This window comes from Curvibacter cyanobacteriorum, from assembly GCF_028649475.1.
GTDB lineage: Bacteria > Pseudomonadota > Gammaproteobacteria > Burkholderiales > Burkholderiaceae_C > Curvibacter > Curvibacter cyanobacteriorum.
Window position 1 is genome coordinate 116,210 of sequence record NZ_JAQSIP010000010.1, and the last position, 13,768, is coordinate 129,977.

A 13,768-nucleotide genomic window follows, 5' to 3' on the forward strand; every position below is an offset into this window, starting at 1 on the left:
GGCGTCACACGCACTCGGCGCGCAAGGTCTTGGCCGCGGCCACCAGGTGGGTCAGGGCCGGGATCACCTCGGGCCACTGGCGGGTCTTGAGGCCGCAGTCCGGGTTGACCCACAGGCGCTCGGCGGGCACCCGCTCGGCCGCTTTCTTCATCAGCGCCACCATGTGTTGCTCGGTGGGGATGTTGGGCGAATGGATGTCGTACACGCCCGGGCCGATCTCATTGGGGTAGCGGAAGTCGTCGAAGGCGTCGAGCAGCTCCATGTCCGAGCGCGAGGTCTCGATGGTGATCACATCGGCGTCCATGTCGGCGATCGCGGCCATGATGTCGTTGAACTCCGAGTAGCACATGTGGGTGTGGATCTGGGTCTCATCGCGCACGCCGTTGGCCGCCACGCGGAAGCTCTCCACCGCCCAGTCGAGGTACACCGGCCACTGGGCACGGCGCAGCGGCAGGCCCTCGCGCAGCGCGGCCTCGTCGATCTGGATCACGCGCACCCCGGCGCGCTCCAGGTCCAGCACCTCCTGGCGGATGGCCAGGGCCAGTTGCAGGCAGGACACCGAGCGCGGCTGGTCGTCGCGCACGAACGACCAGTTGAGGATCGTCACCGGCCCCGTCAGCATGCCCTTCATGGGCTTGTCGGTCAGCGACTGAGCGTACGTGGTCCAGGCCACGGTCATCGGCTGCGGGCGGCGGATGTCACCGAACAGGATGGGCGGCTTGACGCAGCGCGAGCCATAGGACTGCACCCAGCCGAACTGGCTGAAGGCGTAGCCGTCGAGCTGCTCGCCAAAGTACTCGACCATGTCGTTGCGCTCGGCCTCGCCATGCACCAGCACGTCCAGGCCCAGGGCTTCCTGCTCGCGCACGGCACGCTCGATCTCGGCGCGCATGGCGGCCTGGTAGCCCGCGGCGTCCAGGCGGCCGGCCTTGAAGTCACTGCGCGCGCGGCGGATCTCGGCGGTCTGCGGGAACGAGCCGATGGTGGTGGTCGGGAACTTCGGCAGCCGCAGCAGCGCGGCCTGCTTGGGCGCCCGCTGCGGGTACGGCGTCTCGCGCTGCCCCAGGTCACGCGTGATCTTGGAGACCGCCAGCTGCACCTCCGGGCGGTGCACGCGGGTCGAGGCACGCCGCGCCGCCAGCGCCGCCCGGTTGGCGTCCAGGGCCTCGCGCACCGACGCCCGCCCGTGGTTCAGGGCCTGCGCCAGCAGCTGCAACTCGGCCAGCTTCTGGCGCGCGAAGGCCAGCCACGACAGGATGTCCGCGTCCAGCTTCTGTTCACTGGCCAGGTCCACCGGCACGTGCAGCAGCGAGCACGAGGGCGCGATCCACAGGCGCGGGCCCAGTTGTTCGGCCAAAGGCTCGAGCCAGTCCAGGGTGGCGTTCAGGTCGGTTTTCCAGATGTTGCGCCCGTTCACGACGCCCAGCGACAAGACCTTGTGCGCAGGCAGCAGGTTGATCAGGGGGCGCACGCCATCGCGGTCGTTGATGGCGTCCACATGCAGCCCCGCCACCGGCAGGTTGGCGGCCAGGTAGGCGTTTTCCTGCAAGGAGCCAAAGTAGCTGGCCAGCAGCAGCTTGACCTTGGCCGACTTCAGGTGGTGGTAGGCGGTGTTGAAGGCGTGCTGCCAGTCGGCGTCCAGCTCGGTGACCAGGATCGGCTCGTCGATCTGCACCCACTCCGCGCCCTGGGCCGCCAGGGTGTCAAGCAACTGGGCGTAGACCGGCAGCAAGCGCTCGAGCAGGGCCAGACGGTCCGACCCGTCCTTGGCCTTGCCCAGCGCCAGGTAGGTGACCGGGCCGATCAGGACCGGCTTGGCCTTCACCCCCTGGGCGCGGGCCTCGGCCCACTGCGCCAGCAGCCGGCTGGCATCGAGTTGGAACGTGGTCGTGGCGGTGAACTCGGGCACGATGTAGTGGTAGTTGGTGTCAAACCATTTGGTCATCTCACCGGCCGCCACGCCAGCGCAGCAGGCAGCATGGCCGGCGCCTGGATCGGCGGGCGCCGAGCGCCCGCGGGCCACCCGGAAGTAGTTGTCCAGCACATCGCCTTCATGGCCGCGCACCCGCTCGGGCAAATGGCCCAGCGTGAAGCTCATGTCCAGCACCTGGTCGTAGAACGAAAAATCCCCCACCGGGGCCCAGTCCAGCGCGGCCTGATCGGCCCAGTGCTGCTGCCGCAGTTGCTGGCCCACCTGCTGCAGCGCCGCCCGCGAGGACTGGCCCTTCCAGTAGGACTCCAAGGCGAACTTGAGTTCACGTTGAGCGCCGATGCGCGGAAAGCCGAGGTTGTGTGTCGTGACCATGGTGTCTTCTTCGATGCCATCAATGTTGGAAAGCGTCGAAGGTTAGAGAAGCTGATCCATTACGTAAAATGATCTTATTTCAGCGATCAATTAACTTCACTCATGGATACCGATGCTTGAACGAATCCACCTGGCCATCATTCAAGAGGTGGATCGACAGGGCTCCATGACCGCCGCCGCGTCCACGCTCTGCCTCACCCAGTCGGCCCTCAGCCATGCGATCAAGAAGCTCGAGCAGGCCATGGGAACCGACATCTGGCGGCGCGAAGGCCGCAGCCTGCGCCTGACCCAGGCCGGCCATTACCTGCTGGCGGTGGCCAACCGCGTGCTGCCCCAACTCGAGCTGGCCGAATCGCGCATGCAGCAGTTCGCCCAGGGGGAGCGCGGCACGCTGCGCATCGGCATGGAATGCCACCCCTGCTACCAGTGGCTGCTGAAGATCGTGGCGCCTTACCTCGCGGCCTGGCCCGATGTTGAAGTCGACGTGAAGCAGAAGTTCCAGTTCGGCGGCATCGGGGCCCTGTTTGGCCACGAGATCGATGTGCTGGTGACCCCCGACCCGGTGTTCAAACCTGGCCTGCGTTTCGAGCCCGTGTTCGACTACGAGCAGGTGCTGGTGGTGGGCCGGGACCATGCCCTGGCCAGCCAGGCCCACGTGCGCCCGGCCCAGTTGAGCGCCGAGGTGCTGCTGAGCTACCCGGTCCCCGCCGAGCGCCTGGACATCTACCAGCAGTTTCTGCTGCCCGCGGGCGTGCTGCCCAAGCAGCACAAGGCCATCGAGAACACCGACATCATGTTGCAGATGGTGGCCAGTGGCCGGGGCGTGGCCGCGCTGCCGCGTTGGCTGGTGGACGAGTACGCGCAGCGGATGCCGGTGCGGCCGGTGCGCCTGGGCCCCCAGGGCATCGCCAAACAGATCTACCTGGGGGTGCGCGAAGCCGACGTGCCGATCGACTACCTGCAGGCCTTCGTGGCGCTGGCGAACCAGTCCAGGACGACGCTGGGAACCGAGCCGCACCCAGCCGCCGCCTGACGCGGCCGGCCCAAACCGACGCCCCGGCAGCGGGGACGCCAGGGCCACCGCCCCGCCCCCGGTGCTCGGGCGGCCTCAGCGGGGGACAGGGGCCTGGCCCGACACCGCAGCAAGCCACGCACACCAGGCCGCACTCACCCGGCCAGGCTCATAAGGTCAGGCTCACAAGGCCAGGCGCGATGATTTGGGCACATGGGCCATCAGAAACTCCATCTGATCGGCCAGGATGCGGCGGTTGCGCAGGATGAAGTCTTCCCAGAGGCTGGGCACATAGGGCGCGTAAAGCAGGGGCATGCGCGCCTGTTCGGGCGTGCGGTGGCTCTTGCGGTGGTTGCAGGCGCGGCAGGCGGTGACCACGTTCATCCAGGTGTCGACCCCGTTTTGCGCGAAGGGCACGATGTGCTCGCGCGTGAGGTCGCTCTCATGGAAGTGCTGGCCGCAGTAGGCGCAGACATTGCGGTCGCGGGCGAACAGCTTGCTGTTGGTCAGGCCGGGCCGCAACGCAAAGGGGTTGATGTTGGGCACGCCCTTGGTGCCGATGATGCTGTTGACCACGATCTGCGACTGCTCGCCGGTGACCGCGTTGTGACCGCCCCGGAACACCGCCACCTGCGCACCAGATTCCCAGCGCACCTCGCCAGCCGCGTAGTGAATCACGGCTTGCTCCAGGGTGATCCAGGACTGGGGCAAGCCCTGGGCGGACAGCTTCAAGACCTTCAAGGGACGCCTCCTAAACGGGTTGAAAACCACTGACTCGGAACGCAGATCTCGGGGGCCATCGCGGGCTCTTGTGCAAGAACCCCGCTGGCTACAGCACAATATAACCTGATTTCATGACAATTTGGCTTCGGGCGCTTGACAGGTGGGCGCCGGATGCTATCAAAAAGATAACAGCACAATGAAGATCTTTCGCGGCTTCCAGCACCCCGGCATCGCGCCGGCGAGCGCGCTCACCATCGGCAACTTCGATGGTGTGCACCGCGGTCACCAGGCCATGCTGGCCCTGCTCAAGAGCGAGGCCGAGCACCGGGGCGTGCCCTCGTGCGTGCTGACCTTCGAACCCCACCCGCGCGACTACTTTGCCGCGGTGACCGGTCGCGCCGAACTGGCCCCGGCCCGCATCGGCACGCTGCGCGACAAGCTCAGCGAACTGGCGCGCTGCGGCATCGACCAGACCGTGGTGCTGCCGTTCGACGCCCGGCTGGCCAGCCAGGCGCCCGAGACCTTCATCGAGGACGTGCTGATCCAGGGCCTGGGCGCGCGCTACGTGCTGGTGGGCGACGATTTCCGCTTCGGTGCCAAGCGCGCGGGCGACTACGCCATGCTGGACCGCAGCGGCGCCGAGCGCGGCTTTGACGTGGCGCGCATGAACAGCTACGAGGTGCACGGCCTGCGCGTGTCCAGCTCGGCCGTGCGCGAGGCGCTGGGCCGTGGCGACCTGGCGGCCACCGCGCGCCTGCTGGGCCGCCCCTACGCGATCAGCGGCCATGTGGTGCACGGCCGCAAGCTGGGCCGTGAACTGGGTTTTCGCACCCTGAACCTGCGCTTTGCCCACTGGAAGCCCGCCGCCAGCGGCATTTTTGTGGTGCGCGTGCACGGGCTGGGCGAGCAAGCGCTGGCCGGCGTGGCCAACCTGGGCGTGCGCCCCTCGCTTGACCCCAACGACGTCAATGGCGGCCGCGTGCTGCTGGAGACCCATTGCCTGGACTGGCCGGCCTCGCTGGGGGCCGACGGGGCCTACGGTAAAATCATCCGCGTGGAACTGCTGCACAAACTGCACGACGAGCTCAAGTACGACGGTCTGGACGCCCTGATGAAGGGCATCGCCAAGGACTGCGACGACGCACGCCAGTTCCTCGCCTCGATGCACGCGGAAACCCACCGCCAGACCACCCGCGACCGAATTTAACGCCGGCACACCGTGCTGCGCGCCCTTCGGAACAGGCTCAGGGCAAACGGCTGATTTCTCTCATCCCGTACCGGGCTGCGCCCGGGACCGAGCCTGTCAATGCCACCCAATTGAACCCCATGGCCGACCAAACCCCTGACTACCGCAGCACCCTGAACCTGCCTGACACGCCCTTCCCCATGCGCGGCGACCTGCCCAAGCGCGAGCCCGGCTGGGTCCAGGAATGGGAAGACAAAGGCCTCTACAAGAAGCTGCGCGACGCGCGCTGTGGTGCCCCCAAATTCGTGCTGCACGACGGCCCGCCCTACGCCAACGGTCAGATCCACATCGGCCACGCGGTCAACAAGGTGCTCAAGGACATGATCGTCAAGGCGCGCCAGCTCAAGGGCCTGGACGCGGTCTACGTGCCGGGCTGGGACTGCCACGGCCTGCCCATCGAAAACGCGATCGAGAAACTGCATGGCCGCAACCTGCCGCGCGACGAGGTGCAGGCCAAGAGCCGCGCCTTTGCGGCGGAGCAGATCGCCGGCCAGATGGCCGACTTCAAGCGCCTGGGCGTGCTCGGCGAATGGGACCACCCCTACAAGACGATGGACTTCGGCAACGAAGCCAACGAGATCCGCGCCCTCAAGCGCATCATGGAACGCGGCTTCGTTTACCGCGGCCTGAAGCCGGTGTACTGGTGCTTTGACTGCGGCAGCTCGCTGGCCGAGTTCGAGATCGAATACGCCGACAAGAAGAGCACCACGCTGGACGTGGCCTTTGAATGCGCCGAGCCCGCCAAGCTGGCCGCCGCTTTCGGCCTGGCCGCGCTGGACCAACCGGCTTTCGCCGTGATCTGGACCACCACCGCCTGGACCATCCCGGCCAACCAGGCCCTGAACCTGAACCCCGAACTGGACTACGCCCTGGTCAAGACCGAGCGCGGCACCCTGCTGCTGGCCGCCTCGCTGGTCGAGAAGTGCCTGGAGCGCTATGCCCTGAGCGGCGAGGTGCTGGCCACCACCCAGGGCAAGAACCTGGGCCTGATCAACTTCAAGCACCCGCTGTACGACGTGGACCCGGGCTATGCCCGCCTCAGCCCGGTCTACCTGGCCGACTACGCCACCGCCGACGACGGCACGGGCCTGGTCCACTCCTCGCCCGCCTACGGCGTGGACGACTTCAACAGCTGCATCGCCCATGGCCTGGCGTACGACGACATCCTGAACCCGGTGCAGGGCAACGGCACCTATGCGCCCGACTTCCCGCTGTTCGGTGGCCTGCACATCTGGAAGGCGGTGCCGGTGGTGATCGAGGCGCTGCGCGACGCGGGCCGCCTGCTGGCCACCCACGACATCACCCACAGCTACCCGCACTGCTGGCGCCACAAGACGCCGGTGATCTACCGCGCCGCCGCACAGTGGTTTGTGCGCATGGACGAAGGCGAGGGCGTGTTCACCAAGGACAAGGCCAGCCAGACGCTGCGCCAGCTGGCCCTGGCCGCCATCGAAGAAACCAGCTTCTACCCCGAGAACGGCAAGGCCCGCCTGCGCGACATGATCGCCGGCCGCCCCGACTGGTGCATCAGCCGCCAGCGCAACTGGGGCGTGCCCCTGCCCTTCTTCATCCACAAGGACAGCGGCGAGCTGCACCCGCGCACCATGGAGCTCATGGACACCGCGGCGGCCCTGGTCGAGCAGGGTGGCGTCGAAGCCTGGAGCAAGGCCGCGGCCGAATCGCTGATCGGCGAAGACGCGCCGCACTACACCAAGAGCACCGACATCCTGGACGTCTGGTTCGACTCCGGCACCACCCACTTCCATGTGCTGCGCAACAGCCACCTGGACCAGTCCACCTTCCCGGCCGACCTGTACCTGGAAGGCCACGACCAGCACCGCGGCTGGTTCCACAGCTCGCTGCTGACCGCCTGCGCGATGGACGACCGCGCGCCCTACAAGGGCCTGCTGACGCACGGCTTCACCGTCGACGGCCAAGGCCGCAAGATGAGCAAGAGCGTGGGCAATGTGGTGGCGCCGCAGACCATCAGCGAGAAGATGGGCGCCGAAATCATCCGCCTGTGGTGCGCCAGCACCGACTACTCGGGTGACCTGGGCATTGACGACAAGATCCTGGCCCGCGTGGTGGACGGCTACCGCCGCATCCGCAACACGCTGCGCTTCCTGCTGGCCAACACCAGCGACTTCAACCCCGCCACCGACGCCGTGCCGGCCGAGCAACTGCTGGAGATCGACCGCTACGCCCTGAGCCGCGCCGCACAGCTGCAAGACACCATCCTCGCGCACTACGAGAAGTACGAATTCCACCCGGTGGTGGCCAAGCTGCAGGTCTACTGCTCGGAAGACCTGGGCGCCTTCTACCTCGACGTGCTCAAGGACCGCCTCTACACCACCGCGCCTAAGAGCCTGGCCCGCCGCAGCGCGCAAACCGCGCTGTGGCAGATCACCCACGCCATGCTGCGCTGGATGGCCCCGTTCCTGAGCTTCACGGCCGAAGAGGCCTGGAAGCTGTTCGGCCAGTCCGAAAGCATCTTCCTGGAAACCTACTGGGACCTCGGCGGCACCGACACCGCCTTGCTGGCCAAGTGGGAGCAGATCCGTGGCGCGCGCGAACTGGTCAACAAGGAGATCGAAGCCGTGCGGTCGGCCGGTCAGGTGGGCGCCTCGCTGCAGGCCAATGTGACGCTCAGCGTGCCCAGCGGCAGCGAGCTGCTGGCCGCCCTGCAAAGCCTGGGCGCGGACCTGAAGTTCGTCTTCATCACCTCGGCGGTGCAGCTGCAAGAAGGTGCCGAACTGGCGGCCCAAGTGAGCCCGGCGACCGCGGCCAAGTGCGAGCGCTGCTGGCACTACAGCGACGACGTGGGCGCCAACCCGGCCCACCCGACCCTGTGTGGCCGCTGCGACAGCAACCTGCACGGCGCCGGTGAAAGCCGGGTGTTTGCCTGATGGCGAGCAAGGGCAAAGGCGGCGGCGCCCCCTTCAAAGGCAAGTCGGTCAGCCCGGTCCACCGGGCTGCCGGCGCCAGCCTGCTGCCCTGGCTGGCCTGGGCGCTGATCGTGCTGATCGCCGACCAGTTCACCAAGGTGCTGATCCTGGGCTACTACCAGCTGCATGACAGCACCACGGTGCTGAGCTTCTTCAACATCGTGCGCGCCCACAACACCGGGGCGGCCTTCTCGTTTTTGGCCGGTGCCTCGGGCTGGCAACGCTGGTTCTTCACCGGCATCGGCGTGGTGGCGGCGGTGTTCATCCTGTGGCAGCTGCGCCAGCACAGCGGCCAGCGCTTGTTCTCGTTTGCGCTGTCCAGCATCCTGGGCGGCGCCATCGGCAACGTGCTGGACCGCCTGATGCACGGTTATGTGGTGGACTTCCTGCAGTTCCACTGGGACTTCCTGGCCCCGATGTTCCCGGGCGGCTACTTCCCGGCGTTCAACATCGCCGACAGCGCCATCACCCTGGGCGCCACCTGCCTGGTGCTCGACGAGCTGCTGCGCGTCAAACGCGCACGCTGACCCCGCGCGCGGCCGACGCCGCTGCCGCCCCCTGACGGCTCAGACATCTCAGACGGCCCGCTTTCGCGGGCCGTTTTGTTGGGGCCCCCTCATCGTCATGACGATGTCACACGCAGCGCGTGCAATGTAAACGTTTACATCACGTCGCATCGCATGAGCATCCAAGCCGTGGCCCGTCAGGCCGGGGTCTCCGTGGCCACCGTGTCGCGGGCCTTCAACCAGCCCGATCAGGTGGCGCCCGCCACCCGGCGCCAGATCGAGCAGGCCGCCCAGGCCCTGGGCTACCTGCCCAACGCCAGCGCGCGCACGCTGCGCACCCAGCGCAGCCGCGTGCTGGGCGTGGTGCTGCCGACCCTGGTCAACCCGGTGTTCGCCGAATGCCTGCAAGGCATGGCCGAGGCCGCCGCCCAGGCCGGCCATGCCCTGATGCCCCTGACCACCGACTACGAAGTCGCGCGCGAAGAACAGGCCGTGAACCACCTGCTGGCCGCCAACGTGGCGGGCCTGGTGCTGGTCGTCGCCAACCCCAGCCAGTCGGGCGCCCTGCGCCGCCTGCAAGCCCGCGCCCTGCCCTATGTGCTGGCCTACCACCAGCACCCCGAGCACCCCTGCGTCGGGGTGGATGGCGAGCAGGCCGTGGCCGACCTGGTGGCTCGCCTGGTGGCCCAGGGCCACCGCCACATCACCATGGTCAGCGGGCAGCGCAGCGCCTCGGACCGCGCCGAGCAACGCTGCCGCGGCTACCAGCGCGGCATGGCGGCCGCCGGCCTGCCCGCCGAACCCGTGCTGGAGGTGCCCTTCATGGCGCAGGCGCTGCAGGACATCGTGGCGCGCCTGCGCCGCGCGCCCGTGCCCACCGCCCTGCTCGCCTCCAACGACCTGCTGGCACTGCGCTGCCTGCGCGCGGCGCACCTGGCCGGCCGCGCCGTGCCCACCCAGCTCAGCGTGGTGGGCTTTGACGGCATCGCGCTCGGGGCCGACCTGACGCCGATGCTCAGCACCATCACCCAACCCAATGCCGACCTGGGGCAGCAAAGCATCGCCCTGCTGCTGCAGGCCCTGGCCGACGGTCAGGCGCTGGGCCCGAGCGCCAGCCGCACGCTGGCGCATGGCTTTCGCCAAGGCGAGTCGTGTGCGCCGCCTCGCACGGCCACGGCCTGAGTCGGCGGCCGACCGATGCCCCCAGCCCTGCCCCGCATTCACCCTGCCCATTTTTTGTTTGTGTCTCGCTTGTCCTCTCACCCATCCCAAGGAGTTTTCACCATGCGCATGCGTCTTCAACACCTGAGCCGAGCCGCCCTGCTGGCCCTCAGCCTGACCGCCAGCAGCCTGGCCCTGGCGCAGAACGCCATCTGCTACAACTGCCCCACTGAATGGGCGGACTGGGGCAGCCAGCTCAAGGCCATCAAGGCCAAGACCGGCATCACCGTGCCGCCCGACAACAAGAACTCGGGCCAGTCGCTGGCCCAGTTGGTGGCCGAGAAAGCCAGCCCGGTGGCCGACGTGACCTACCTGGGTGTGACCTTCGCAATCCAGGCGCAAAAAGAAGGCGTGGTCAGCGCCTACAAGCCCGCCCACTGGAACGACATCCCCGACGGCCTCAAGGACCCGCAAGGCCAGTGGTTCACCATCCACTCCGGCACGCTGGGTTTCATGGTCAATGTGGACGCCCTGAAGGGCAAGCCCGTGCCGCAGTCCTGGGCCGACCTGCTCAAGCCCGACTACAAGGGCCTGATCGGTTACCTGGACCCGGCCTCCGCCTTTGTGGGCTATGTGGGGGCGGTGGCCATCAACCAGGCGCGCGGTGGCACGCTGGACAACTTCGGCCCGGCGATCGACTACTTCAAGGCCCTGCAAAAGAACGAACCCATCGTGCCCAAGCAGACCTCGTACGCACGCGTGCTGTCGGGTGAAATTGCCATCCTGCTGGACTACGACTTCAACGCCTACCGCGCCAAGTACAAGGACCAGGCCAATGTGCAGTTCGTGATCCCGGCCGAAGGCACGCTGGTGGTGCCCTATGTGATGAGCCTGGTGGCCAAGGCCCCGCACGCCGACAACGGCCGCAAGGTGCTGGACTTTGTCTTGTCCGATGAAGGCCAGGCGATCTGGGCCAACGCCTACCTGCGCCCGGTGCGCGCGGGCGCCATGAGCAAGGAAGTGCAGTCGCGCTTCCTGCCGGCCAGCGAGTACGCACGCGCCAAGACCATCGACTACGCGAAGATGGCCTCGGTGCAGAAGGCGTTCTCTGAGCGCTACCTCAAAGAAGCCCAGTGAGTCCCGCACGGAGCCCTGCCATGGCCTGGCTGCCCCCCCTGTCACCGCGCGCCCTGCGCCTGGCCTGCGCCCTGCCGGCGCTGGTCTTCTTCGCGGCCTTCTGGTTGCTGCCCGTGGGGCAGTTGCTGATGCTGCCAGCCAGCCAGGGGGGCTGCACCTACTTCGCGGTGCTGACCGAAGCGCGCTACCTCAAGAGCCTGCTGCAGACCCTGGCCCTGTCGGCCGGGGTGACCGCGGCCACCCTGGTGCTGGGCGCGGTCGTCGGGCTGACGCTGGCCCGGCGGCGCTTCCGGGGCCGCGCCCTGCTGCTGTCGCTGATGACGCTGCCGCTGTCCTTCCCGGGCGTGATCATCGGCTTCTTTGTGATCCTGCTGGGCGGGCGCCAAGGCCTGGTGGCCGACCTCAGCAGCGCGCTGGGCGCGGGTCGGCTGACCTTCGCCTACGGCCTGGGTGGCCTGTTCCTGGGCTACCTGTATTTCTCGCTGCCGCGCGCCATCGCCAGCTACACCGCGGCCGCCGAGGCCCTGGACAGCGCCCTCGAAGAGGCCGCTCGCTCGCTGGGCGCCAACCGCTGGCAAGTGGCCCGCGACGTCTGGTGGCCAGGCCTGCTGCCCACCACCGGCAGCTGTGCCGCGATGGTCTTTGCCACCGCCATGGGGGCCTTTGGCACCGCGTTCACGCTGGCCAGCCGCTATGAGGTGCTGCCCATCACGATCTACAACGAGTTCACCAACTACGCCAACTTCGCCCTGGCCGCCAGCCTGTCGATGGCGCTGGGCCTGATCACCTGGCTCGCGCTGATGGCAGCGCGCTGGCTGGGCGCCAGTGCGCCCACACCGCTCGCCAAATCGGCCGCCGGGGTTTGAGAACCGCTTTGCCATGCGATCTGCCCACACCCCGCCCCCCTTGCTGCTGGCGCTGACCGCGCTGGTGGCCTTGTTCATGCTGACCCCGCTGGCCCTGTCGGTGCTGGCCGGCCTGGTGGTCAACTACAGCGCCGGCCTGAAAAGCGGCCTCACCACCCGCTGGCTGCTCGAAGTCTGGTCCCACTACGGCAGCACCGTCAGCGCCTCGCTGCTGCTGGCCCTGGCCTGCGTGCTGGGCAACCTGCTGCTGGGCTTGCCCTGCGCCTATGCGCTGGCCCGCAGCCGCTCGCGCTGGGCGCGCCTGTTTGAAGAGCTGCTGACCCTGCCCGTGGCCGTGCCGGGCCTGGCCTCCGCGCTGGCGCTGATCCTCACCTACGGCAGCCTGCAGGGCTTTCGCCAGAGCTTTGCGCTGGTGCTGGTGGGGCACCTGGTCTTCACCCTGCCCTTCATGGTGCGCACCGTGAGCGCAGCCCTGCAACACGCCTCGCTGGTGTCGCTTGAGGAGGCCGCGCGCTCGCTGGGGGCCAACTTCGTGCAGCGCTTTGTCGGCGTGCTGTTGCCTGCGGTGCTGCCCGCCATCGTGGCCGGTTGCCTGATGGTGTTCACGCTGTCGGTGGGTGAATTCAACCTCACCTGGATGCTGCACACCCCGCTGACCCGCACCCTGCCGGTGGGCCTGGCCGACAGCTACGCCTCGATGCGCCTCGAAGTGGGGTCGGCCTACACCCTGATTTTCTTGCTCGTCATCCTGCCCGTGCTCTGGGCCCTGCAAGGCCTGGGACACCTGATTGAAAAACACCATGGAAACTGAAAGCACCCGCGTGGACATCGTCCAGTGCGCCAAGACCTACCCTGACGGCACCCAGGCCCTGCAGCCCACCACCCTGCACATCGAGCCCGGCGAGGTGCTGGCCTTGCTGGGCCCCTCGGGCTGCGGCAAGACCACGCTGCTGCGCCTGATCGCGGGCCTGGAAACCCCCGACGCCGGCAGCCTGCTGCGCTTCGGCGACACCGACGTGACCCAGCTGCCGATCGAGCAACGGGGCGTCGGCATGGTGTTCCAGCACTACGCCCTGTTTCCGCACCTGTCGGTGGCCGCCAACATTGGCTATGGCCTGCGCATCCGTGGCACGCCGCGCGCCGAGACCGAGCGCGTGGTCGGTGAGCTGGTCGAGCTGATGCGCCTGCACGGCCTCGAGCACCGGCGCCCGGCCGAGCTGTCGGGCGGCCAGCGCCAGCGCGTGGCCCTGGCGCGCGCAGTGGCGGTGCGCCCGCGCGTGCTGCTGCTCGACGAACCACTGGCCGCACTGGACGCCAAGCTCAAGGAAGCCCTGCGCGACGAGCTGGCCGACTGGCTGCGCCGCCTGCGCATCACCGCCGTGCACGTCACCCACGACCAGCAGGAAGCGCTGGCCATCGCCGACCGGCTGGCCGTCATGCACGCCGGACGCATCGTGCAGGTGGGCCCGGGCGAGGCGCTGTACCGCCGCCCCGAACACCCTTTTGTGGCCACCTTCCTGGGCCGGGTCAACCAGCTGCAACGCGACGAAGACGCGCGCCAGCGCCATGTGCTGCGCCTGGGCGGCATCGAGCTGCCCTGCCCGCCGCTGTGGCGCGACCAGCACACCCTGCTGCTGCGCCCCGAGGACATCGAACTGACCGCCCTGCAGCCCGAACTGGCCCAGGGCGAGGTGCTGCAAAGACGCTTTCTGGGCGAGCGCGTGCAGCTGACCCTGCAGGTGGCGCAACAATCACCGCTGGCGGTGGAGGTGCCGCGCGACCACCCCGCCCGCCCCGGCGACCGCGTCGGCCTGCGCGTGGCACCGCAGTGCCTGATGCCCGGCGATGCGCTGGCCGCCTGATGCCC

11 protein-coding genes are annotated in these 13,768 nt (G+C 68.2%); 9 read left to right on the forward strand and 2 right to left on the reverse strand.

Annotation, left to right across the window (positions count from 1 at the left end):
* Positions 1-4: 4 nt before the first annotated feature.
* Positions 5-2,305 carry a 5-methyltetrahydropteroyltriglutamate--homocysteine S-methyltransferase gene (gene metE / locus PSQ40_RS18350; RefSeq protein WP_273953335.1) on the reverse strand — a complete coding sequence of 767 codons (2,301 nt, stop codon included), beginning with the start codon at positions 2,303-2,305 and terminating at the stop codon, positions 5-7.
* 112 nt (positions 2,306-2,417) lie between these two features.
* Between metE and PSQ40_RS18355 the strand changes: the two genes are divergently transcribed.
* Positions 2,418-3,338: a LysR family transcriptional regulator gene (locus PSQ40_RS18355; RefSeq protein ID WP_273953336.1), complete on the forward strand. Its 921-nt coding sequence runs from the start codon at positions 2,418-2,420 to the stop codon at positions 3,336-3,338.
* A 162-nt stretch (positions 3,339-3,500) separates the two neighbouring features.
* Here PSQ40_RS18355 and PSQ40_RS18360 read toward each other — a convergent pair whose 3' ends face one another.
* Positions 3,501-4,058 (reverse strand): HNH endonuclease, encoded by a 558-nt coding sequence (locus PSQ40_RS18360; protein WP_273953337.1) that lies wholly within the window; start codon positions 4,056-4,058, stop codon positions 3,501-3,503.
* 178 nt (positions 4,059-4,236) lie between these two features.
* Here PSQ40_RS18360 and PSQ40_RS18365 point away from each other — a divergent pair, with 178 nt between their 5' ends.
* The 8 genes from PSQ40_RS18365 to PSQ40_RS18400 all read left to right on the forward strand — a co-directional run bounded on the left by PSQ40_RS18365 (position 4,237) and on the right by PSQ40_RS18400 (position 13,763).
* Positions 4,237-5,247 carry a bifunctional riboflavin kinase/FAD synthetase gene (locus PSQ40_RS18365; RefSeq protein WP_273953338.1) on the forward strand — a complete coding sequence of 337 codons (1,011 nt, stop codon included), beginning with the start codon at positions 4,237-4,239 and terminating at the stop codon, positions 5,245-5,247.
* Positions 5,248-5,366: 119 nt separating this feature from the next.
* Positions 5,367-8,192, forward strand: a complete 2,826-nt coding sequence (gene ileS, locus PSQ40_RS18370; RefSeq protein WP_273953339.1) for an isoleucine--tRNA ligase — start codon at positions 5,367-5,369, stop codon at positions 8,190-8,192.
* On the forward strand, positions 8,192-8,758 hold the full coding sequence (gene lspA / locus PSQ40_RS18375; protein ID WP_273953340.1) for a signal peptidase II: 567 nt from the start codon (positions 8,192-8,194) through the stop codon (positions 8,756-8,758). The genes ileS and lspA overlap by 1 nt, the downstream gene beginning before the upstream one ends.
* Before the next feature lie 153 nt (positions 8,759-8,911).
* On the forward strand, positions 8,912-9,919 hold the full coding sequence (locus PSQ40_RS18380; protein ID WP_273953341.1) for a LacI family DNA-binding transcriptional regulator: 1,008 nt from the start codon (positions 8,912-8,914) through the stop codon (positions 9,917-9,919).
* A 102-nt stretch (positions 9,920-10,021) separates the two neighbouring features.
* Positions 10,022-11,035: an ABC transporter substrate-binding protein gene (locus PSQ40_RS18385; protein WP_273953342.1), complete on the forward strand. Its 1,014-nt coding sequence runs from the start codon at positions 10,022-10,024 to the stop codon at positions 11,033-11,035.
* Positions 11,036-11,055: 20 nt separating this feature from the next.
* Complete coding sequence (locus tag PSQ40_RS18390) at positions 11,056-11,901, forward strand: ABC transporter permease (protein WP_273953343.1); 846 nt, start codon at positions 11,056-11,058, stop codon at positions 11,899-11,901.
* Between the two features lie 13 nt (positions 11,902-11,914).
* Positions 11,915-12,712, forward strand: coding sequence for an ABC transporter permease (locus PSQ40_RS18395; RefSeq protein WP_273953344.1), 798 nt, complete (start codon positions 11,915-11,917; stop codon positions 12,710-12,712).
* The gene (locus PSQ40_RS18400) at positions 12,702-13,763 is read left to right on the forward strand and encodes an ABC transporter ATP-binding protein (RefSeq protein WP_273953345.1); all 1,062 of its coding nucleotides are present in this window, start codon (positions 12,702-12,704) and stop codon (positions 13,761-13,763) included. Before PSQ40_RS18395 ends, PSQ40_RS18400 begins: the two co-directional genes overlap by 11 nt.
* Positions 13,764-13,768 lie beyond the last annotated feature (5 nt).

Coding starts and splice junctions, on each gene's coding strand:
- metE (WP_273953335.1), bottom strand. CDS start 2,305: ATGGTCACGACACACAACCTCGGCTTTCCGCGCATCGGCGCTCAACGT.
- PSQ40_RS18355 (WP_273953336.1), top strand. CDS start 2,418: ATGCTTGAACGAATCCACCTGGCCATCATTCAAGAGGTGGATCGACAG.
- PSQ40_RS18365 (WP_273953338.1), top strand. CDS start 4,237: ATGAAGATCTTTCGCGGCTTCCAGCACCCCGGCATCGCGCCGGCGAGC.
- ileS (WP_273953339.1), top strand. CDS start 5,367: ATGGCCGACCAAACCCCTGACTACCGCAGCACCCTGAACCTGCCTGAC.
- lspA (WP_273953340.1), top strand. CDS start 8,192: ATGGCGAGCAAGGGCAAAGGCGGCGGCGCCCCCTTCAAAGGCAAGTCG.
- PSQ40_RS18380 (WP_273953341.1), top strand. CDS start 8,912: ATGAGCATCCAAGCCGTGGCCCGTCAGGCCGGGGTCTCCGTGGCCACC.
- PSQ40_RS18385 (WP_273953342.1), top strand. CDS start 10,022: ATGCGCATGCGTCTTCAACACCTGAGCCGAGCCGCCCTGCTGGCCCTC.
- PSQ40_RS18390 (WP_273953343.1), top strand. CDS start 11,056: ATGGCCTGGCTGCCCCCCCTGTCACCGCGCGCCCTGCGCCTGGCCTGC.
- PSQ40_RS18395 (WP_273953344.1), top strand. CDS start 11,915: ATGCGATCTGCCCACACCCCGCCCCCCTTGCTGCTGGCGCTGACCGCG.
- PSQ40_RS18400 (WP_273953345.1), top strand. CDS start 12,702: ATGGAAACTGAAAGCACCCGCGTGGACATCGTCCAGTGCGCCAAGACC.